Raw genomic sequence first — 22,073 nt, forward strand, 5'->3', positions numbered from 1 at the left:
AGCGGGATTATATTCGCATCGCAGCACTACCGGACGCAGAAACAGCGCTCCAGTTCATCGACGGATGGATCGAGGACTATAATGAAATCCATCCACATTCCGCGCTCAAGATGGCTTCCCCTCGGCAGTTCATCAGGGCTAAATCAAACTAGCCGACCTGTCCGGTGAAATGGGGAGCACTCCAATAGCCAATGCGAGCGCAAAGGTTCCCGAGCTTGTCTCCACGATATCTCCGCCAGCCTTTATTAGCTTGTTTTCTTCTGCGCGATCCAAGATGTAGTGGGCCGGTAACAGCTTCATCAAGCGAAACTGGGCCGCATAGAAATTCGGGCTCAGCTCGATTTTTTGAGGCGTCTCGTAACCGTGAAGAAAAGACGTTAAGTTCATAACGCCACCCGGAGCGGCTGCACATCGACGTTCACCGCGAACTGATGAATGCTCATAAATCCCTGCTCTGCAGCTTTTTTAAACGCGGCAGCGACCTTTTCCGTTACGTTCGGATCGCTGGCATCGAGCAAGAGCCCCATTAGATTACCACTATGAGCGACTTGCACACCAAGAGCGTCGCAATAGGCCGCTATTTGGAGAAGCTCCTCGAAATGTCGCTTTGGAAGATAACGTTGATTTATTCGAGCACTTGCTGTTGCGACGTGGCCGAGTAGAACGACATTCTGTTCAAGAATTGCCTTCCTAGCAAGGCCGCGCAAGACGCGAAAACTTTCAATTTCAGATCTATCATAGTGAGCTGGCACATATGTAAGTGTGTCGACGGGCTTATCATTCGGCGATATGAACCCCACGACGATCAGAGATGGAAACTCACCGGGAAGGTATTCTATCACGCGGCCTTCCCTGTGGGCGAAAAGTACAGCCTGTTCGCCGAATACGATAGAGTCGCTGGCTGTTTCGGCTGCAACCGCAAGGCGGCATATAACTGTTCTGCGCAGTTCCACGCCCATAGCAGCAGCAACTGCTCGAATCGTCGCAACAACATCTGCAGTTGATGATCCAAACCCTAGACTGACCGGAACATTCGTTTCAATCGTAAGGCACCCACCGCATTTTTTCTGCCCCAATAACTCGAATGTCAGCCGTGCCGCACGAGCAGCTTTATTCATGCCTGTGGGGCGAGTGCAGAGCACGCCACCATCTTCGGGCCAAAAAGTTATAACGGATTCGAACGCTGAACATGGTAATGTGATCAACCCCCTATGGAGATGTCCAGCTTCATCAGGGAAAACTCCCTGCAATATCTCGCCATGATGAGCTATCGCGCGCCCGGTTCCAACAGTTGTCAATCGGGAAGCTCCAAGCAAAGGAGAAAAAATCCTATCGTAAGCGAATGATTTCGAAGAATGCATTGAATTTCCTCCGACATCTTATGAATTGAATATTATGCGGAGCAGATTTTTTGATGTCTTTCCTCTTTTTGAAGGAGTAAGTTTAACTTGACAGGCAGAAGCTGGTCTATGTCGTCCAGTGTAGTCACGAATATCCCATAGCCGTCAGACGGCTTTTTCAGGATCTCCCGGAATTTGTCGGGCGGCACTCATTCACGCACTCGTTGTTTAAAGAAACACATCAGCTTGAATGTTGGATGAGCCAGATGCTACCGAAAAAAGTTAGTGATACCGACAATCTGCAACATCGTTAGTGACCGCCCGAGCAACATCCAGCCGAGGGGTACCGCCCTCAGAGGACCGATGAAAAGAAGTGCAGAAACAACCGGAAATGCTAGGCACCCAATCTCGCGAAGCCAGAGAACGTAGTCAGATTTCAGCCGACCAGACCGCGCCAGATGAACCTCATGAGATTGAAATGCGTCGGAGCGGGTATGGAGCCACCAACAACTACGACAATTGGAAGCAGCAGAACACCACCGCAGTCAACTGCCACGCCGTAAAGGTGAGCGGCAACACAGATGGGTAGCCATTTGCGTGCCCAAGCACTCCTTGCCATACACGTAACACCAGTCAGATCGGCTTCCATGCCGATGGCGTCAACCACAGCGCTTGGTGTCAATACTGAGTGCACCGAGAATGAAAGAGCACAACCGGATCGGCATTGGCAAATTGAGAGGCCGCCGAGTTTACGTATCTTGTCTTTTTATCCCACACGTTAGCACACGGCCCCTAAACTCCGTGTCTTTCTCGATTTTTCCATTGAGCGCTTCGCTCGTGAAAAGATGCCCAAGACCTGAAGTCGCCTGGCTCTTTCTTTCACAGGGACTATAATAACGTCTGTTGTACGAAATGCTGCACGCCGCGATAGGTTGGACCAATAGCCACCTTTATGAATTCCAAATGCGCGATTTCGGCTTTGGTTTGCCGGACGAACAATGGGGATTGGTCCGCTAGAAACTCGCAGTTTCTCGTTGCTGTCGACAGCTCAGGACACCCGCGCGAAATCGTTCAAGTATCTTGGTAGCTTTGGAGACGGCTGGGAATACAGCGTCTAGACGAGCGCATGTCCCCTGCAGTCAGAGCGAAAGGCCGTTGCTCATCGAAGCGAATAAACTTCCCGCCCGATGACGTCGTTGGTCTGTGGGACGGTAACGAATTATGCGATGCACTTGCAAATCAGGCGCATAAACGACATACCAAACCCTTGAATGGTGCGGTTGCGCCCATCATGATCAAGCCGCCGTCAACTTCTCATAGCTTAGCAAAACCATTGAGGATCCAGTTGCAAATGGGGCTGAAGAATACGCTGCAAATCCTGAATGTCGGTTTGAATACGATGGCAAAATACCGACGTTCACCGCGTAAAGAGCTGGCGAAACAGTTCTTCTGAACGGCGCAGACCTTCATCCGTCAAGATCAATGACTTCGACTTGTTTACCGGATCACAGATCAGGCCTTTGTCATGCAACCGATCCGTCGTTGACCAGTCAAACCCCTTCCAGGCGCAACGCTCGTTGTGGAGCGTCAGCCACAACAGGGCCAGAACCACGTCATCGATTTTGTCCTCATCTATCTCCATTCGTCAACAATACCACGCACAAGCGACATAGTCCTGCAGTTTTGAGCGCATGCGTCCGTTACAAACATATGACTGAAGGGACTATCGCAGGTTTTATCCATTCTTGTTCCATCTCATTTAAGTCGAGTTTATCGGTCGATGCTCTGTACCTGCTTGATGCTGCGCTGTCGGCGCTGCACAATTACCTTATCGCGCGCCTGCTTGCGAACGGTTTGCTGAAGAATTTTTAACCTGAACCGCATTGCCTCAAAATCTGGACGCTGTGCTGACGAGACATGGTTGATGACCGTTTTCTCCCCACGCAAAATCGCATCACGTCCGAATCTAAGGTCAAGCGCCCGGCTAACCCGTTCAAACTCTTGATAGATGACGGCATCAAGCGAGTTGGCGGCAACATTGGGTTTGGCGCCCGTCGTCTTCGTGGCATCTATAAGCTTACGCAATGCATTTTCGGCAGCTGACGACATGCCCGGAATGGCGATTGCCATGCGTCGACGTTCCTCGGTGATTGATTTGATCTGGTTTTCAAGCGCCGTCCTATAAGACGAACCAAGTGACCGGATCTGACTTTCCGCATCACTCACGGCCTTAAGGGCGTTTCGTCGCTCGCGACCGATTGCCAACAGTCTATCCATGATACGATCAGATCCGCGAATTGCACCATAGGCTGAGGGTTCATTTGCGATGGCTCTAGCAATCCGCTCGCCAGGAAAACCCTTCAAGATAAGAACCTCGATCTGGTCGACAGCGCCAGCCGGGTCACGCCAGATGTGTTTGGCTATTTCAACCAAGGCTGCTCGATCATGACGATAGTGTGCAACGTCGCGCGCCCTCGCCCGAGCCTCATCTTCAACTGGTATTCGGAACTCCGTCACAGCAGCAAGCATGGGCAACAAGGCTCTCGTTTTCTTCCCCGGCTCCACGCTGGCGGCGGCAACCACCTGCGAACGGTCTTGCCGTTCAGCAAGTTTCTGTTCGTCGCAAAATCGGCGTATGGCTCCAAACAGATCGGTCAGTTTATCGCGTTTACCGGAATCAAAATCCTCCGGCATGCGTTCAATCATGTTGCGTTCGCCGACGGCATCAACATTTTTAGTAAAAGCAGTCCGGCCGAAGCGAGCCGTCAGCGCCTCATTGACTGCCTTTACCTCCTGAACCAGCAAACGATCTTCGACGGCATAAGCAAAAGCAATCTTGTAGGCATCCGGTCCACCGTGTTCTCGCACGTTTTCAATCTCGGTGAGGCGGGCCATTGCCGGCTTCGAGAGTGCCGGGATAGATAAGGCCATATATGAACGACGTTTTTCTTCGCGATTTTTGAAGTGCTCAGCCTGACGTCGGAATTCTGTCGCATGGGCTCGCACCAAGGGAGCGAGTAGCGACAGCGCGTTGAGTACAGCCTTGCGGTCATTTCGGGTAATATGATCGTCGATCAGGCGACCCGATCCACGCAGATGGCCAAGATGCTGCAGATTATCGGCAAGCCGACGCGGCTCGACGCTGACATCCGATGCAAGTCCATTCAATGTGACCAAAGCGCTATCGGGATCACAATAGATCTTTTCCAAAAACGACCGGAGGACTACCTCCCGCTTCTTCCAGCGATCCGAACTGAGTTGAGCAAGCCTGGCATCTTCCTCTATGCTACGGACAAATCGGGTTGTCGGTGGAATAAGATAGACCCGCTCGATGGGGTTGTCAGCCGCACGCTTTTCACATCGCTCTTCATTATAGGAGACATTTTTCTCATGCTCGATCGTAAAGCCAAGCGCGACATTTGCTCGCTCCCAAAGTTTTGCCACCTGCTCACGCTTTTCCACAATCCATGACCATTGGCGCGCCACCTTATCTTCTATGTCTGCAGCCATCCCGGAAATTGTGTTGATACCGCGCCTGCGGGCAAAGTCGCGAACATGCGCCTGATAGTCGGCCTCGTTCTCGAAATCGAGCGTTGTGGTTTTTGCGCCTGAACGGCCAAGACGTTCAACCAACTGCCCAAAGAGTTCCGGGCGATGGCTTTCGCGCTCAATGCGCTCAAGACGCATGGCTGCGGTTTCGATCTGCTTTGCCGTCCAGACGTTTCGCTCCACCTGCCTTTCCTCGTAAGTTTTCTTTCCCGTTTCCGTGTTGAGGACCGGAATTGTGACCTTGACGATTTCAAAACCGTCTTTTTTCAAAAGAACAGTATCGCCTTCCGATACGCCTGCGTCGGACAATGCCTTGGGCAAGCTGACGCCCCACAGCCGATTCACAGTTCCGTCATCAGTCTTCACGTCGGCATAAGGGCTTTCGTCAACATCATCGTCCTGCGGCCGGAACTTTGCCATGCCGGTCTCAACCAGTTCCCCAGTAACGCCCGCGGCATGGTCAATACGCGATTTCCCACCCCATTCCGGTTTGAGCTCAAAATCCTCACGTGCTGCATAAAGATCTGTCCGATCCCGATGTCGCGTCATCGCCACATAGGTCAGATGCTGATCCATCATGCCGGTGGCAAGCACGAAGGTCCGCTCGACAGTCGTTCCTTGCGCTTTATGGATGGTTGCGGCATAGCCATAATCAATATTTCGATAGCTATCCTCGCTTATAATAACGTCGCGGCCGTTATCGAGACGGACGGAAAGCAGCGGATCATCATGTCTGCCGCCGGTGGAAACGACAGTACCAAGCAAACCATTCTTGACATATTGTGGGCCAAGCCCGGTTGCCCGCTTTTCAACAAACCTGGAATTTTCGAGGAAGATGATCCGGTCACCAACAGCAAATTCCCGCATACCACGTTCAGTTCGGAATTCCCGCGGCACCGTCAACGCACTTTCCTTCTTCATTTCTTCACGAAGAGCTGCGTTGAGGCGCCTTACATCCTTGTTGGTATGGACAAGCACGAGCAATTTGTCACAATATGAAAATGCACTTTCCTCTCCCTTTGATTGCTGGAGAAACGAGCGGCGTGCATCTGCCCAATCTGAAACCAGACGGCCGATAATCTCGTCGTGGGTTCGCGCTTCGACAAGGTGTCCATGCTTTACATATGCATCAAGACCTTTTTCGACTTCACCGCGTGCAAACAGATGTGAGGCGTCGCGTGCCCATCCTTCGCGCTGGCGACGAACACCAGCAAGTTCTGCAGAACCTATCCGCTCAGCAATAGCGCGGAACGCTGCCCCGGCCTGAATTGGTTGAAGCTGCATCGGGTCACCGACAAGGACGACTTTTGCTCCGGCATCCTTTGCTGCCTCTAACACACGGGCCATCTGCTGCGACGGCACCATTCCTGCCTCTTCTATGACAAAAACATCGCCGCGTTTCAGCAAATCGCGTTCGTTCGCCCAGGCAAGTTCCCATGCGGCAAGAGTTCGCGATTTGATACCCGAACTTTCCTCCAATCCCTCGGCTGCCTTGCCAGCAAGTGCCGCACCCAAAACGCGATGATGTCCGCTTTCCCACGCAATACGTGCAGCGGAAAGAAGCGTCGATTTGCCCGCTCCGGCAAGACCAACAATGGTGGCAATAGCGCTGTCACCGGTGACATGATGGACAGCGTCAATCTGCTCCTGCTCAAGTCTGAAAGGCTTCTCAGGATCAGCCGTTTCGATGGCCCCTACCGCCGACGCCCTTTGTTTGTCAGTGATCCTGAAGCCAGTTCGCTTGGACAAAACCTCCGCCGAGCCAACCATGTCAAATTCTGTGCGCAAGATCTCTTGCGACGTAAAGACAGCCGGTTGCGCCACCTTACCAGTTTGCCGGTCAACTTGCTGAGGCCTTAACAACACCAGATTATTGGACACCATCACCCGTGTGCGGATACTGGCAAAATCGACTGGATCATCAACATAACGATGTAACGCTCTGGCGATGTCGCGTTCGTTGAAAGTGGAACGTTCGCGCTCAAGCTGCTTTAAAAGAAGTTCAGGCTCTAAAAGAAGCCGATCTGCCATTTCCTGGCGGCGAACAAGATCGGCCGGCGCGAAATACATCTCCATATTCTTGCGCGCCAAAGCAGCCTTCTCCGGTCCAAGATGCTTTTGCGCGATCCCATCGAGCCCCTGTTCGGCATAAGAGCGTCCGTCAAGACGAATGTCATGGCCAGCAAGCGCCAAATGCCGATTGGTCGTTTCTGCCCAGGCAATCTTCCACTCCTTCATCGTCTCCTTGTCACCGGCCCAGCGTGAGTAAACGATAGCACCGTTCGGACGATCGGGCTTGATCACCCGCAACGGCTTGCCGTCGGGTCCAGATACCGCCACCATCTTGCTGCCAAACCCTTGTTCCGTCAGCGGTCTCAACGTCATCATCAGATGGATATGCGGATTGCTGTCCCTGTCGTGATAGACCCAGTCGGCAACCATGCCCTTTGCGGTCAGATTTTCCCTGATAAATTCGCGGACGAGCGCAATGTTTTCTGCACGTGTCAGTTCCTCCGGCAGCGCAATAACAAGTTCACGGGCAAGCTGTGCGTCGACCCGCTTCTCAAAAGCGTCGACCGCATTCCACAAAACCTCGCTTGCCGCGGCGACCGTCTTTCCTTCAATGGCTGTCGTCAGCCAGTTAGGGATTTCATCGGGAAGCGCCAGTTCCTCATGCTTGAGTTCATCAGCCCCGCCACGATAGCTAAATGAAGTTCCCGACTGCTCGTCCATCATCCGTGCACGATGGCGATAGGCAGCAGCCGAGACAATACTGCGCCCCGCCCCTCTGCTGATCACCTTCGCTCTGACGAACATGATCGCCATGACACTCCTCCAGACCTCCAAAGAATGTCGTATCTCGGCACACGAGCTTTGATCGACATCGATTTTTTAGACAGTTAAAACAGCCCTTGCCGCACAAACAGTTGCATACTTGCGCTTTGTAACATATTTAACTATCTTTTTAAATACAGTTAAATAAACAAGGGGCAAAGCGGTGAAATGGGAAGGAACCCGATAGATGGCAGGCAAAAATTCTATTCTTGATATCGACACGCAAATCGAGAAGCTGCACGAACGTAGAAAAGAACTACTGGTAAAGTCCGCCGAGCGCTTTGCGCGTGCAGCCACGAAATCCGGTTTGGCGGAAATGGACATCGCCGATACGGAGATCGATCAAATCATTAGTGAAATTACGACACGATTTCGCGAAAGGAAAAAAGGGAACAGCGGTGGCGCATCCGCTGCGTCGCATAGAAAGACAAATGGTGGGACTGGAGCGTCGACGGAGGTTCCTCGTGTCAGTTAAACGCAAGAAAGACCTTCGCAAAAAATACCTACTCGGCGAAATTGTCGTTCGTGCCGGTCTGTCGACGGCAGACCGGGCATTCCTACTAGGTGGCTTGCTGGAACTGGCGCGACTTTTACCGGATACGGCTGAGTTTCAGCGCTTGCGCAATCGCGGTGAAATGGCTTTCCGCGCAAAAGCATCAGATCCTCATTGGCAAGAAGAGCCGGATGCTGCGCAATGACGACTGGCGCAAAACCGCATCCAAGCCAATTGCTCGTCCTGGTGCCAATCGCTGTTTCCAGTTTAGCATTCTATATTGCCAACTGGCGTTGGCCGGAATTGGCCGCTGGCTTATCAGGGAAACCGCAATACTGGGTTTTGCGAGCGTCTCCTGTACCAGCCCTTATATGCGGCCCACTTGCCGGGCTCCTGACTGTCTGGATGTTGCCATTGCATCAGCGGAAACCAATCGCGCTGGCAAGTCTTGCCTGCTTCCTGCTGATAACTGGCTTCTACGCATTGCGCGAAATTACCCGTCTTTCCCCCTTCGTGGAATGCCGGGCATTGAGTTGGGACCAGGCGCTGTCATACCTTGATATGATCGCGGTCGTCAGCGCTGTCATTGGCTTTATTGCCGCGGCTGTATCAGCACGCATTTCCAGTGTCGTGCCTGAACAGATAAAGCGGGCCCGGCGCGCAAGCTTCGGCGATGCAGACTGGCTGCCAATGCGGGCGCTAGCACGACTATTCCCGGAAGATGGCGAAATCGTCGTTGGCGAACGTTATCGCGTCGACAAGGAGCTCGTTCATAAACTACCATTCGATCCAAATGACCCAGCCACATGGGGACGCGGCGGCAAGGCACCGCTTCTTACCTACAAGCAGGATTTCGATTCAACGCATATGCTCTTCTTTGCCGGATCAGGCGGCTACAAGACGACGAGTAACGTCGTGCCGACAGCGCTGCGCTATATCGGCCCGATCATCTGCCTTGATCCCTCAACCGAAGTCGCCCCGATGGTCATCGAACATCGCCGCAACAAACTTCAGCGCGACGTGATGGTGCTTGATCCAACCAATCCGATCATGGGCTTCAACGTCCTTGACGGTATTGAGACCTCCACGAAGAAAGAGGAGGACATTGTTGGAATAGCCCATATGCTTTTGTCGGAAAGCGTTCGCTTCGAAAGCTCTACCGGTTCGTTTTTCCAGAACCAGGCGCACAATCTCCTGACCGGGCTCCTTGCCCATGTGATGTTGTCGCCGGAGTTTTCCGGACGGCGTAATCTACGTAGCCTGCGCCAGATCGTTTCGGAACCTGAAACGTCTGTGCTTGCCATGCTCCGTGACGTTCAGGAACATTCTGGGTCCACCTTCATTCGCGAAACGCTCGGCGTTTTCGTCAATATGACCGAACAGACCTTCTCCGGCGTCTATTCCACCGCCTCAAAAGATACCCAGTGGCTGTCACTGGACAATTACGCGGCGCTTGTCTGCGGTGACAGTTTCAAATCCGCCGAAATCGCGACCGGCAAGAAGGACGTATTTCTGAATATCCCCGCATCGATCCTGCGTTCCTATCCGGGGATCGGGCGAGTGATCATCGGCTCCCTGATCAATGCAATGATCGAGGCCGATGGTGCATTTGAGCGCCGTGCCCTCTTCATGCTCGATGAGGTCGATCTGCTTGGCTACATGCGCGTGTTGGAAGAAGCACGCGATCGCGGACGCAAATACGGCATCAGCATGATGTTGATGTACCAGTCCGTTGGCCAGCTTGAACGACATTTCGGCAAAGACGGTGCCCTCTCATGGATCGATGGATGCGCCTTCGCAAGCTACGCCGCGATCAAGGCGCTCGACACCGCTCGAAACGTCTCGGCGCAATGTGGTGAAATGACGGTGGAAGTGAAAAGCAGTTCACGCAATATCGGCTGGGATGCAAAAAACAGCGCTTCGCGGAAATCTGAGAACCTGAATTTACAGCGCCGCCCCCTGATCATGCCGCACGAAATTACTCAGTCGATGCGCAAAGACGAGCAGATCATCATTGTACAGGGACACAGTCCAATCCGCTGTGGGCGCGCCATCTATTTCCGGCGAAAGGAAATGGACGAGGCTGCGGAAGTCAACCGGTTCGTCAAACGATAAAGGCCGCAAAACTGCGTTTCATTTAAAGTTTCCTCCCGTCCGGTTAAAGCGGCGAATCGCAACGATACAAAAGCGTGATCTTCATCTCTGCTCGGGGGCCACGCTCCCCTGTCATGACCTTTCGTGGCGAACTAAGCGATAGGTGCCATGGCCATCTGGCAAACTGAACGGCAAATCTCAAACAAACCTGAACGAGATTGGTTTTTAGCTCCGCCTCTTCTTCAGGCTGGATCGCGGTGCTCAATGGTCGGACCAACCTTTCAACAATCGCCCCAACGATACACATTGAGATGATGCGAGCATCTTGTGAAACAAATATAACCTGATGACCAACTTTTCTTCCATGGAATCTGGCCCAAGCCGAATACATGTTTATTCAACCGCGAGCACCGCAACATTTCTTGAATTTCTTGCCCGATCCACATCGACAAGGATCATTGCGTCCGACTTTTCAATATCGCTCTCAGTTCAGAGGTTAATTCACCACGTTCGGTTGCCGACATACTCCAGTAATCAGCGATGGCAACCATCACGTCAGGCAGCGCATAGATCGCATCCTCTTCGATCCGCAAAAATCGTCAAATCCCAGATCTGCCCCATCAGTAAATGTGTCTATGTCAGTCAGCATCACGACCGGAGCCAGAAGCACACCAGCTTCAGATCCCATCATCTTTTCCCATCGGCACGACCGCAAGGCAATCGCACGCATAAAGCCTTTCACCCAACCGTCAGCTATAAACTCATCGGTTTCTGCAATGTGCATTAATATGGGTTCAGCAAGCCCCTCCGCTAGCTGACTGACAATCTCATTATAGAGATTGATGATGGCTTGGGTGGCCGCAGATTTCTCCTCATCATCGACGAATTCAGGATCCTCGCCCCAGACCTCTGATAGCCATTCGCCTATCGGAATCTCGTCGTGGCCAACAGCTATTCTCGTCAAGAAGCCATCAAGATTAGTTAATTGCATGCACTCTAAAGGGGCATCCGCCGATTCGAACTAGCCTTCCAGCACTTCCAAGCTCATTGTTTTTACAGCAGACCGGAACTTACTCGTGTCACTATTCATCATCTCGTTCCTATTGCCATTGCTTTCGCGTCTTGGCTGGAGATCACGACAAACAGTTGCCTCAACGAGCCTTTGTCAATCGCGAACTGGATCTCTTCCTCTGCCCATCAGCTCTCACATTCAAGACGAGCACTCTCCAAATCAGGCAAGAAGCCGTTAATCATGCTGGTGAAAACCTGTTCAGTCCGCTATTCAGATTTCAGCTATGCATTAATCGAATGGCTTTTATTTCATGGCATTTAAAACGACGCTCAATGCAAAAAATCTCGAAGCACTCGGCGTAGAGAAACTGGCTGAACTGCTGATCGAAATTAGTACCGGAAATGCCAACCACAAGCGACGTCTTCGAATGGAACTTGCTGGTAACTCTAGCGGGGAAGAATTGGCCAGGGAGGTTCGCAAACGTCTCAGCAGTATCGCTCGCGCCAAGAGTTGGATCGACTGGCAGAAAGTCAAGACGGTCAAATCCGATCTGGAAACCCAGCGTAAAACAATCGTCGAAAAAATAGCTCCGACGAATCCCGATGAGGCTTTCGAACTCATATGGCAGTTTTTGTTGTTAGGAGATTCTATTTACGAACGCACACATGACGGTAGCGGATTGCTCACCGAAAGCTTTCATCAGGCAATTGATGACGCAGGACGGATAGCTGGACAGGTCAAGATTTCCACGGAGAGCCTTGTCGGGCGAATTTATGCAGCACTCCAGAATAACAATGGCTACAGTCAATTCGACAGATTGATCCCATCCATGGTACCGGCCCTTGGCGAAGAAGGGCTGCGGCAATTGCAGCAGCTATTCGAAGGCGGAACGAAGACACGCGACACGAAACGAACCAACGAAAGCAGACAACTGACAGGGCTGAGCTCAAACGAGCCTGTTTATCGTGACGATGTCTATGCGAGTAGCGCATTCTTCACAGCAAAAGTGTCCTTGCAGCAAATCGCTGACGCGTTAGGTGACGTGGATCTGTATATCGCTCAGCATGCCGAGCACACGCATATTGTCCCCACAGTAGCGACAGAGATCGGCAGGAGGCTGGTTTCGGCAGGGCGAGCCGAGGAAGCTTTGAGAATCCTTGACAAGGCACAAATCGGTGAGCGGTATCAAGTTCCCTACGATTGGCAGGCGACACGAGCCGACGCTCTTGAAATGCTCGGTCGTGGTGAAGAAGCACAACAGTTTCGCTGGCAATGCTTTGAACAGTCTCTCGATGACGAGATGCTGAAGGAATTTGTGCGCCGATTACCGGATTTTGACGATGTGGAGGCTGAGGAAAAGGCATTTGCATACGCTCAGACCCATCCCGATGTCCAGCAGGCATTAATACTCTTTTTGAACTATCCTTCTCCTGCCGAAGCAGCCAAATTGGTAATGCACCGAGCCGCCGGACTAGATGGTGATCGTTACGAATTGCTCTCTCCTGCAGCAGAAGTGCTAAGCGCAAAATATCCACTGGCAGCGACCCTCCTTCTGCGTGCCATGATCGACTTTACACTCAATTATGCTCGCTCCAGTCGTTACAAGCACGCCGCGCGACATCTCATGGAATGTGCGTCTCTGGCACATCAGATAGAAGAGTTCGCAGAGTTCAAAACGCATGATGACTACGTTGCGGATCTGAAAAAGGTGCATGGTCGAAAGCATGGCTTTTGGAGCCTGATGCGGTAGTTATCTTTCCCCTTGATGTCCAAAAATCGCTCGCATTTGGCGATTTCCAAGCTGGATTGATGGTTTCCGCTGATTGGAGAAAAGCGGCCAGCGATGAGGAGAGCTATTTATCGCTAAAGATGATAAGCGTCTCACAGCACAGTTTGGAAGGTAGCTGATCTGGCTACTCGCCTTAAACACCTAATGCATCAAGCGCAATCTGCCGAGCACGGCGCGCGGTTTCCTCGTCGCAAATGAGTACATTGCCGGTGCCGGAGAGCAGCGCGGCAGCAAGCGCTTTTGCCTTGTTAAGCCCGCCCGACGCGAACACCACAGTCGGCACGCTTTTTAGGGTCTCGAATGACGGCGCTATGGCGCGCCGGTTGATCGGATGGTCGATGGGCTTACCATTCCGGTCAATAAACTGCGCGACGATATCGCCGCAGGCACCAGCTGCAATCAGTTCATCCAACGAAACGTCACTCGGCAATCCGTAGCGGATTAGCAGCGAACGCATCGTCAAGTCGCCAATACTGACAAGGATGATGTCGTTCTTCCTGATCCGCTCAAAAGCGCTTTCGAACACGTCCTGACTGACAATGGCGTCGCGAGATTGGGGGCTGCCAGCGTAAATCGGCGCGGCGAGATAAGCGCATTGCGCATTGAGCTGTCGCGCCAGATCACTCGCAATATCGAAGGTGTTGATCTCGATGCCGTGCGTGAGACCGCCGAGGACGGAATTAACGGAAACATCGGGCCGTTTCAGCTTAGGCATGTGACGCACCATCTCGCGCAATGTCGCGCCCCACCCCACGCCGATCCCCGATATGTCGGTGGTGTTCAGCTGGTCTACGAGATAATCGGCGGTCGCCTGTCCCACCAGCACCGGCACCAGATCAGGATTGTCGGGCGTCGGCACGATACTGGCGTGGCGCAACGAAAAATCGGCGACGAGCTGTCGCTCCAATTCTACGCATGACACCAGTCGCGAGTTCAACGTGATCGTCACCAGCCCCGACCGGCGCGCCTCGGCGATAATCTTGTTGATGCGCAGGCGATTGGTGGAGAAGGCCTGCGCGATTTCTCCCTGTGTGCGACCTTCCATGAAATATTGCCAGACAACGCGCATCTGCATCTGTTCTTCAGAGAGCGCAGCTGGACCGTTCAACAAAGGCTTTCCGTTCATCCTCAGAACCTCATTTGCCAACCGGGCCTCGCCAGGCGGACCCTCTGCCTGTCTGCTTTGGTGTAGCAGCGCTTGTCCTGCACGGAAAGATAGCGACCGTTAGAATGTACGGGACAAATCGCTGATTCCACGGTTTCAATATCGAGTATATTTACATCTGTAATTAAACATTGACAACTGTTTCAACCTATCTAGACTGAATGTCGTCAGAGTTGAAGCACTACCGGGAGGAAAGAGCGATGCGGCCGGAAATCAAAAGGGCAAAACGACATCGACCTATCCCGTACGATATGCGGCCTTGCTTTCCTGCCGTCCATCCAATGCCCTTCATGCAGGGATGATTGCCATGACCGACACAACATCAGCAGGCTTGGATGCTCTTGAAAATATTGCTCTCATTATTTTTGACTGTGACGGGGTGCTGATCGACAGCGAGCCCATCGCCAGCCGGACACTTGCCGAAATGCTGCGCAATGCCGGCATGTCCATCACGGATGAGGAGGCGCATGTCAGGTTCACCGGCCATTCAGAACTATCCGCAGGATCTGTGCGGAAGAATTAGGCATGGTCGACGTCGATGTCCATTTCTCCGCCTGGCACACGCGCCTTTATGAGGAATTTGGGCGTTCGCTCACATCGATGCCCGGCATTGATGCGGTGGTCAAAAGCGTGAAGCGGCCCAAATGCGTTGCCTCGAACAGTTCCATCGAGCGCCTCAAAAGCAGTCTGGGCAAGCTTGATTTGTGGCAACATTTCCATCCCGCAGTGTTCAGCGCCCAGATGGTGGCAAGACCCAAGCCTGCCCCGGATCTTCTTTTGCATTGCGCTGAACAATTCCACGTCAAGCCGGAGCATTGCGTGATGATCGACGACAGTTCGCACGGCGTCGTCGCCGCCAATGCAGCAGACATGACTGCGATCGGATTTGTCGATCCAGCAGATCCGCGTCCCGATCGGGCTTCGCTTCTCAAGGCCAGCGGCGCTGCTTTCGTGGTCAACGGAGCCGCAGAGTTACCGGCTGCGATAACCGCTGCCAATATCCTCATCGGTGAACATGACAGACCGACCGATCACAGCGTTACATTTGCAAAGCCACACCAACAGTTGTAATTTTTTTTCGATGCGGTGAATTGATCTGATCAGTTTGCAATCAGGGGAATGAAAGAATGGTCCGCGTCATACAGATTTCAGACACGCATCTTGGACGCCACAAGGCGCATTTCGTGGAAAACTGGCGACCTTTGAAAAACTGGCTTGCCAGTGAAAATCCCAAACTCATCATCCATTCCGGCGATATCAGCGTGGACGGCGCGGATGTTGAGGACGATTTTGCCTTCTGCCGCGAAGTGATGGTCGACCTGCCCGCCCCGATGCTGGTTGTTCCGGGAAACCACGATGTCGGCGAACCGCAAAGCGCACATCAGCCGGCCAACGAACATCGTCTGGAACGCTGGAACCGACAGTATGGCGCAGATTTCTGGGCAAAGGATGTGGGAAACTGGCGCCTTCTCGGGTTCGATTCCATGATCTTAAGTTCCGGTCTTGCGGCGGAAGAAGCGCAGTTTCACTGGCTGGAACGACAAATGGAGAGCGCGGACGGCCGCCGCATCGCATGGTTTACCCACCAACCTTTGTTTATTAATGGCTGGGAGGATATCGACAACGGCTATTGGTCGGTAAAGCGGGAACCGCGCACCCGGCTGCAGCGCCTCACGCAGCGTTTCGGTGTCGATCTTATCGCCAGTGGTCATCTTCATCTCTCACACGATTTCATTCTCGACGGCGTCCAGTTCGTCTGGTGTCCGTCAGCCGCCTTCGCGGTTGGTCCACACATGCAGCCGCCTTTGGGCGGCGAAAAACAGCTTGGCGCCGTACGCTACGATTTCTCGGAAACAGGTTTCAGCTTTACGCGTGTACATCTGCCGGAACTGAAGATGATGTGGATCGATGACGTTGTGCACGAGGTTTACCCCCCACGATAGTTTGGGCGGGCGACGAATGCTGGAGGAGAGCTTTTGTCCCAAGTTGATATCCAAAACATCAGCAAATCGTTCGGAAGCCTCAAGGTGCTGGACGACATTAATATTTCGATCCGCGACGGGGAATTTCTTACCCTCGTTGGGCCTTCGGGCTGCGGCAAGTCGACACTCGTGCGCATCATAGCTGGCCTGGAAAGCCAGTCGGCAGGTACGATCAGCGTGGACGGCGCATCGGTGAACCACCTGCGCCCGCATGAGCGCAAGCTGTCGATGGTGTTCCAGAGCTACGCGCTTTATCCGCATATGACGGCTTTCGACAACATCGCTGTTCCCCTCACAGTAGAAAAACTCAGCCTGTTGGAGCGCATTCCGCTGACCAAACATCTCTCGCCGCGCCGCAAAAGGCTCACACAAGAGATTGCAAAACAGGTCGAAGCCGTGGCCGGCCAGTTGAAGATCGAGGCGCTGCTTGGCCGCAAACCTGCGCAGCTTTCTGGCGGGCAGCGCCAGCGCGTGGCGCTCGGCCGGGCGATGGTCCGCCAGCCGCGTGCCTTCTTGATGGACGAACCGCTATCCAATCTGGATGCGAAACTGCGCGTCCACATGCGCACAGAACTGACTGAACTGCACAAGCGCATGGGCGCGACTTTCATCTATGTCACACACGACCAGATCGAAGCCATGACCATGTCGGACCGTGTCGCAATGATGGACGGCGGCAAGGTGCAGCAGCTCGGGACGCCGACGGAACTTTATGAGCACCCGGCCAATCTGGAAGTGGCCCGCTTCATTGGCAGCCCAACAATCAATACCATGCCCGCATCGATTGGACCGGCCGGCCGTGTGGAAATACACGGTCGGCCGCTTGGCATCGCCGTCAACCTGCCGCAAGGCGAGAGCGTGACCATCGGCATCAGGCCGGAGGCGCTCGACCTGCGTTCGCCCAAGCAGGCAGCTGCAGGCCAACCGATCATCGACGCACGCCTGCGCCGCACGGAAAATCTCGGCGCCGAATTTCTCCATCACCTCGACCTGACCGGCACGGACGCCACTGGCTTCATCATGCGCACAACATCACCGCACGAAGACATCCACGAAGGCGACGCCGTGCGACTGACCTTCGACCCCACGCTTTGCCATATTTTCGGCCCCGACGGACGGCGGGCCGGAAAAACGCATGTGCTCTTGTCAGACGACGATTCCGGGAGGGCAAAACATGGCTCAACGCGTTGAACCGGCCCTTGGACAAAGGCTTGGCCGGCGAGAATTCGTCGAGAAGCTGACAGGGCTTGGCCTGGCGGCACCCGCATTCATGCTGCTCTTGCTGCTCCATATCGTGCCGCTGATTGTCTTGGTGGTGCTCAGCCTCACCGATTATCAGCTTGGCGACCTGACGCTGTCATTTACCGGCCTCAAGAATTTTTCCAATGCCTTGCACGACGAGACCTTCCGTCGATCGCTCTTCAACACGTTCATCTACGTGGCCTTCGTGGTTCCCGGATCAGTGGGGCTCGGCCTCCTGTTCGCCCTCCTCATCCATGGCCGAACGCGTAGCCGCGCAATCTATGAGGTCATCTTCTTCCTGCCGGTCACGGCAACACTTATTGCCATGGCATCAGTATGGAAGTTCCTGCTTCATCCAAGCCTTGGCCCAATCAATGCGATTATTGTTGCCCTGGGCTTCCAGCCCGTCAATTTCCTCAGCGACCCCGCCTATGCGCTGCCGACGCTGGCGGTCATTGGAATCTGGCAACTGGTCGGCTTCAACATGGTGCTGTTTTTGGCCGGTCTCTCGGCGATCCCCAAAGACCTATATGAAGCCGCTGATATTGATGGCGCGGCTGGCGTGATCGATCGTTTTCTGACCGTGACCTGGCCGATGCTTGGGCCGACGACCATGTTCGTCCTCATCACCACATCCATCACCGCCTTCAAGGTCTTTGACACGGTAGTCGCGATCACGCGAGGGGGCCCACAAGATTCCACCAATGTGATCCTTTATGCGATCTATCTGGAAGGCTTCCAGTATTTCTCGACCGCCTATGCCGCAGCTCTGACTCTGGTGTTTTTGGCATTCATCCTGATCTTTTCGGGCATCCAGACCTTTTTCATAGACAGGAGGGTGCACTATTGACACCGATACCGGACATGAAAGCACAAGCCGCAAGCCCGCCTGCCCGCAGCCTCTCGCGGCTGAAACGGGGGCTTGGCTTCATCGCGGTCCACACCATCTTGATCGTGGGCGCAATCTTTATCGTCATGCCCTTCGTCTGGATGCTGGTTACATCAATCAAACCACCAAATGAGATATTCAGCGCTCAGTTGCGGTTATGGCCAACGCAGTTTTATGGCGTGGAAAATTACAGCTTCGCGCTTGAAAGCGCTCCGTTGCTGCGCTTTGCACTGAACGGCGTCATTGTGTGCAGCGGTATCCTTCTGGTCCAGTTGATTGTCGCAATCCCGTGTGCCTACGCACTGGCCAAGCTGAAATTTACCGGCCGCAACCTTTTCTTCGTTCTGATCCTGCTAGCACTGGCGATCCCCATCCAGGTGCCAGCGCTTCCCCTTTATATCGCTCTGGCCTGGGCTGGCCAGCTCAACAGCTATTTCTCGATGATGCTGCCGTTTTTCCTGTCGGCCTTCGCCATATTCCTGTTCCGGCAGTTTTTTAGGAGCTTTCCCGACGATATCATCAATGCCGCACGACTTGATGGCATGGGCGAGCTTGAAATCATCTGGCGCATCGTCACGCCGAGCGCCATGCCGGCAATCGCCGCTTTCGCGGTATTCTCGATCGTCGCGCATTGGAACGACCTTTACTGGCCGCTTATCGTCATTTCCGACAATCAGCTCGCTCCGCCACCGCTTGGCATGCTGCTCTTCGCAGACGCGGAAACTGGCTCGAATTATGGAGCCCTGACGGCGGCCGCCACCATGCTTACAGCCCCGCTCGTGATCTGCTTCCTGATTGCGCGCAAGCGTTTCATCCAGGGCATCACCATGACCGGTGTCAAATAAGAAGCCTCAATAAATAAACGTCTTAATCCAGGGAGGAACATATGAAACATATAGCAAAATTCATCGCCGCCGGAACCCTGACGCTTTGTATGGCGGGAACGGCACCCGCCTCCGAGGTGACACTGGACGTGCTCTACGCACAATCCGGCTTCGCGAAGTTCCATGATCCAATTTCGCAAGCCTTCATGAAGGAACACCCGGATATCAAGATAAAATTCCGGGCTCCTGCCAAGGACTACGACGAAGGCCATCTCCTGATGCAGCGGCTGGCCGTCACCAATCAGCTTCCAGACATCTACTTTCCCGGCTATCATCTTATGCCCGAGCTTGCGCGCACTTTGTCCAAGCGCAATCAGATCGTGGACCTCAAGCCGTTTCTGGATGCCGAACCACAAAACTGGATAACGGAGAATTATTCACAGTCCATGCTCGATATCGGCGTTGTAGATGGTACCAAATACGGTATGGCCTTCAACGCGTCGCTCCCAATTCTTTACGTCAATGAAAGCGCCGTCGAGAAAGCAGGTTTGGACCCCAAGGAGGTACCGGCGACCTGGGACGATCTTCTGACGCGCGCCAAGAAAATCCATGACGCAGACCCGAAGATGGCGGGTATCGGTTATACAATCTACGATTGGCCCGACGATTGGCTCTGGCAGACCATTTTGCGTCAGAAAGGAACGCAGCTCGTCGAGCCTGAAACGGGAAATGCCGGTTTCGACAATGAAAAGGGTCTGGCAGCCCTCAAAATTCTCCGTCGTATCGTGACTGAGGGCGGCGAGAATTTGTTGGAATTTGAACAGGCGCGCCAGCAATTCGCAGCCGGACAAACAGCCTATTTCATCGATACACCCGCCCGCCTTGCACAGATTATCGGTCTTGTAGGAGACCGCTTCAAACTGAACACGATAAGAGTACCGGTTGACGATAAGGAGAATGGCGGCCTCCCGACGGGCGGCGCGGCGGGCATCATTCTTTCACAAGATGAGGCAGTGCAAAAGGCGGCCTGGGAATATCTGAAATTCGCCACCGGTCCGAAAGGACAGAGTATCGTGGTAGAAACGACAGGATATCTGCCGACGAACAAACTGGCTGACGGCGCTGATTATCTTGCTCCTTTTTACGAAAAGGAACCGCGCTTCAAAACAGTGGCATCCCAAATCGAGCTGGCGCGCCCGTGGGAGGGCTATCCGACCGGATCGTCGGTGCGCATCTGGCGCGCGGAACGCGACATCATTGCCAAGGTTATGCGGGGCGATCTTACCCCCGAAGACGGCCTGCCTATGCTCGTGAAGACGGTCGATGAAATGACGAAGTAAGTCCGTCATCACTAACAGCTAACCCGGTTAATTCATAGCGGAATGGATATGGCGCGCATCGTGCAAATTGCCGTGTGCCGAAGTGAGCGTTTTTCACAGGGGGACATTCGCCGGTTTTAACCGGTCGTTGTGTCATCTGGGTTTGGAAGTTGCGACGAACGGGTTGAGGTTTCGGGGCGTTTACGCCCTTTTTTACGTTGCCAGCTTTGGAATGCGTTCAAGCACGAGGCGCAGGATATTCTGGCTTGGGCAAGAGGTCGGCAGATGGAGACGGATCTGGGTCTTCATTTCGATCACTCGCGCTGCGATCTTGATCAGGCGCAGCCGCAATGTGTCGAACTGAGCGACGGCGAAGCGTGAGCGTTTCGGCATCGCAGCGCGCCGGCCCCACATCAGCCAATAGGCCCCAGCATGCAGGAAGAGGCGGAACTGGTTGGCGGTGGCTCTGGTGCAAGACGTGCGGTCAGCCGCCAGATGCGTCTTCCACGACTTGATATGGTTCTCGGCCATGCCACGTCGGCAGTAGACGCCCTCATAAAGCGTTTTCGGTCTGTTGCCTGTGAGGTTGGTCACGATGAAGCGGGTATCTGTCCCCTGGGCACCAGCTTCCATACGCGCGATGATGCGTTCCACCCGGCTCCAGCTCGCCGCCCCATCGAAGAATTCCGTGAACCTGCGCACCTTGCCCGCCTTTGCCGAGGTCTCGAAGCGCTTGCGCAGTGTCGTGGTCGGCGCCACGCCAAGGATGAAGTCAACGTCATTGGCGCGACACCAGTCAATGACGAGTGGGCTGGTGTAATGGCTGTCGGCCCGGATCAGAATACAGGTATTGGGCCAGTTGTCTCGGATCATCCGTACAAGGCGGCGCAGGTGGGCGCGGATTTCAGCGCCGCCTGGTCGCTTGGCCGGGCGTAGCACTGCGGCGACGAACCGGCCGTCACCATCGAAGACGACAATCGGCTGAAAACCGTATTCGTCATGATAGGCATTGAACAGGCGAAGCTGCTGGCAACCGTGAACAGCATCAAAAGTATCATCAATATCAAGCACGATCCGCTTCGGTACCTGCCGGAAGGAGGCGCAGTAAAGGTCGATCATGGCCTGGCCCATGGCGAGGAGTTCACGAACGTCCGGAAGGTTCTCCAGCCGACACATCGTTGATTGAGAGGCCAGCGACCGCCCTGAGGGCAAACTATTGTGCGCCATCTTGAAGACCGGATCGCTGCGAAGCCGGTTGGCATCATTGCCATCCTCATAACCTGCTGCAATCATCTGTATGCGGAAGCTGATCATCGTCGAAAGACCATGTACAATCTGATCTGAACGGCGCGGATCCTTGATGCAGCCTGCCAGGCGCTCGGCAATACGATAGCGCTTCTCGACTTCATTCAAAGCCAGAAGGCCACCATCCGATGACAGCATTCCGCCGTCAAACCGGGCAACAACATTCTTGCCATCAATGGGTGACAAACCGCTCAGCGGCACCGTATGATCGTTCATGGCGGATGTAGTCTCCCGG

The 22,073-nt window shown here is 53.8% G+C and carries 16 protein-coding genes and 3 pseudogenes; 12 read left to right on the top strand and 7 right to left on the bottom strand.

The window, feature by feature from the left end:
- On the top strand, nucleotides 1–152 hold a 152-nt coding region (locus ACS5UA_RS03145), incomplete at its 5' end, for an integrase core domain-containing protein (RefSeq protein WP_443101218.1).
- Between the two features lie 231 nt (nucleotides 153–383).
- On the opposite strand, the gene ACS5UA_RS03150 is transcribed toward ACS5UA_RS03145, so the two are convergent.
- A complete protein-coding gene (locus tag ACS5UA_RS03150) occupies nucleotides 384–1,361 on the bottom strand; it encodes a GHMP family kinase ATP-binding protein (RefSeq protein ID WP_443101138.1) in 978 nt (325 codons plus the stop codon).
- A gap of 1,105 nt (nucleotides 1,362–2,466) precedes the next feature.
- Here ACS5UA_RS03150 and ACS5UA_RS03155 point away from each other — a divergent pair.
- Nucleotides 2,467–2,793, top strand: a complete 327-nt coding sequence (locus ACS5UA_RS03155; protein WP_143851060.1) for a hypothetical protein — start codon at nucleotides 2,467–2,469, stop codon at nucleotides 2,791–2,793.
- Here the strand turns inward: ACS5UA_RS03155 and ACS5UA_RS03160 are convergent.
- Nucleotides 2,758–2,982 carry a DUF6429 family protein gene (locus tag ACS5UA_RS03160; protein ID WP_012090909.1) on the bottom strand — a complete coding sequence of 75 codons (225 nt, stop codon included), beginning with the start codon at nucleotides 2,980–2,982 and terminating at the stop codon, nucleotides 2,758–2,760. The genes ACS5UA_RS03155 and ACS5UA_RS03160 overlap by 36 nt on opposite strands.
- Nucleotides 2,983–3,110: 128 nt before the next feature.
- The gene (gene traA / locus ACS5UA_RS03165) at nucleotides 3,111–7,715 is read right to left on the bottom strand and encodes a Ti-type conjugative transfer relaxase TraA (RefSeq protein WP_443101139.1); all 4,605 of its coding nucleotides are present in this window, start codon (nucleotides 7,713–7,715) and stop codon (nucleotides 3,111–3,113) included.
- Nucleotides 7,716–7,911: 196 nt separating this feature from the next.
- Between traA and ACS5UA_RS03170 the strand changes: the two genes are divergently transcribed.
- The 3 genes from ACS5UA_RS03170 to traG are packed head-to-tail and all read left to right on the top strand — an operon-like array spanning nucleotide 7,912 to nucleotide 10,332.
- The gene (locus ACS5UA_RS03170; RefSeq protein WP_012090907.1) at nucleotides 7,912–8,199 is read left to right on the top strand and encodes a TraC family protein; all 288 of its coding nucleotides are present in this window, start codon (nucleotides 7,912–7,914) and stop codon (nucleotides 8,197–8,199) included.
- Nucleotides 8,189–8,422 (top strand): conjugal transfer protein TraD, encoded by a 234-nt coding sequence (locus ACS5UA_RS03175; RefSeq protein ID WP_012090906.1) that lies wholly within the window; start codon nucleotides 8,189–8,191, stop codon nucleotides 8,420–8,422. Before ACS5UA_RS03170 ends, ACS5UA_RS03175 begins: the two co-directional genes overlap by 11 nt.
- Nucleotides 8,419–10,332 (top strand): Ti-type conjugative transfer system protein TraG, encoded by a 1,914-nt coding sequence (gene traG / locus ACS5UA_RS03180; RefSeq protein WP_443101140.1) that lies wholly within the window; start codon nucleotides 8,419–8,421, stop codon nucleotides 10,330–10,332. The genes ACS5UA_RS03175 and traG overlap by 4 nt, the downstream gene beginning before the upstream one ends.
- Nucleotides 10,333–10,708: 376 nt before the next feature.
- Here traG and ACS5UA_RS03185 read toward each other — a convergent pair.
- Nucleotides 10,709–10,774: pseudogene (locus ACS5UA_RS03185) on the bottom strand (SEC-C metal-binding domain-containing protein); the annotation flags it as partial.
- A gap of 87 nt (nucleotides 10,775–10,861) precedes the next feature.
- A pseudogene (locus ACS5UA_RS03190) lies at nucleotides 10,862–11,317 on the bottom strand (UPF0149 family protein); the annotation flags it as partial.
- A 316-nt stretch (nucleotides 11,318–11,633) separates the two neighbouring features.
- Between ACS5UA_RS03190 and ACS5UA_RS03195 the strand changes: the two are divergent.
- A complete protein-coding gene (locus ACS5UA_RS03195; protein ID WP_443101141.1) occupies nucleotides 11,634–13,073 on the top strand; it encodes a DUF6880 family protein in 1,440 nt (479 codons plus the stop codon).
- Between the two features lie 172 nt (nucleotides 13,074–13,245).
- On the opposite strand, the gene ACS5UA_RS03200 is transcribed toward ACS5UA_RS03195, so the two are convergent.
- On the bottom strand, nucleotides 13,246–14,238 hold the full coding sequence (locus ACS5UA_RS03200; protein ID WP_040129720.1) for a sugar-binding transcriptional regulator: 993 nt from the start codon (nucleotides 14,236–14,238) through the stop codon (nucleotides 13,246–13,248).
- A 346-nt stretch (nucleotides 14,239–14,584) separates the two neighbouring features.
- On the opposite strand from ACS5UA_RS03200, the pseudogene ACS5UA_RS03205 reads away from it, so the two are divergent.
- From ACS5UA_RS03205 to ACS5UA_RS03230, 6 genes and pseudogenes are all read left to right on the top strand, one after another.
- Nucleotides 14,585–15,348 (top strand): annotated as a pseudogene (locus ACS5UA_RS03205) (HAD family hydrolase).
- Nucleotides 15,349–15,404: 56 nt separating this feature from the next.
- Entirely contained in the window at nucleotides 15,405–16,220 is an 816-nt protein-coding gene (locus ACS5UA_RS03210) for a metallophosphoesterase family protein (protein WP_012090899.1), read from the top strand.
- A gap of 33 nt (nucleotides 16,221–16,253) precedes the next feature.
- Nucleotides 16,254–17,450: an ABC transporter ATP-binding protein gene (locus ACS5UA_RS03215; protein WP_443101142.1), complete on the top strand. Its 1,197-nt coding sequence runs from the start codon at nucleotides 16,254–16,256 to the stop codon at nucleotides 17,448–17,450.
- Nucleotides 17,434–18,351, top strand: a complete 918-nt coding sequence (locus tag ACS5UA_RS03220; protein ID WP_012090897.1) for a carbohydrate ABC transporter permease — start codon at nucleotides 17,434–17,436, stop codon at nucleotides 18,349–18,351. Before ACS5UA_RS03215 ends, ACS5UA_RS03220 begins: the two co-directional genes overlap by 17 nt.
- Nucleotides 18,348–19,235: a carbohydrate ABC transporter permease gene (locus tag ACS5UA_RS03225; RefSeq protein WP_443101143.1), complete on the top strand. Its 888-nt coding sequence runs from the start codon at nucleotides 18,348–18,350 to the stop codon at nucleotides 19,233–19,235. Before ACS5UA_RS03220 ends, ACS5UA_RS03225 begins: the two co-directional genes overlap by 4 nt.
- A gap of 41 nt (nucleotides 19,236–19,276) precedes the next feature.
- Nucleotides 19,277–20,554, top strand: a complete 1,278-nt coding sequence (locus ACS5UA_RS03230) for an ABC transporter substrate-binding protein (RefSeq protein ID WP_443101144.1) — start codon at nucleotides 19,277–19,279, stop codon at nucleotides 20,552–20,554.
- A gap of 192 nt (nucleotides 20,555–20,746) precedes the next feature.
- Here ACS5UA_RS03230 and ACS5UA_RS03235 read toward each other — a convergent pair whose 3' ends face one another.
- Entirely contained in the window at nucleotides 20,747–22,054 is a 1,308-nt protein-coding gene (locus ACS5UA_RS03235; protein WP_443101145.1) for an IS1380 family transposase, read from the bottom strand.
- Between the last annotated feature and the right edge of the window lie 19 nt (nucleotides 22,055–22,073).

It is taken from the genome of Brucella sp. RRSP16, from assembly GCF_052246815.1.
GTDB lineage: Bacteria > Pseudomonadota > Alphaproteobacteria > Rhizobiales > Rhizobiaceae > Brucella > Brucella intermedia.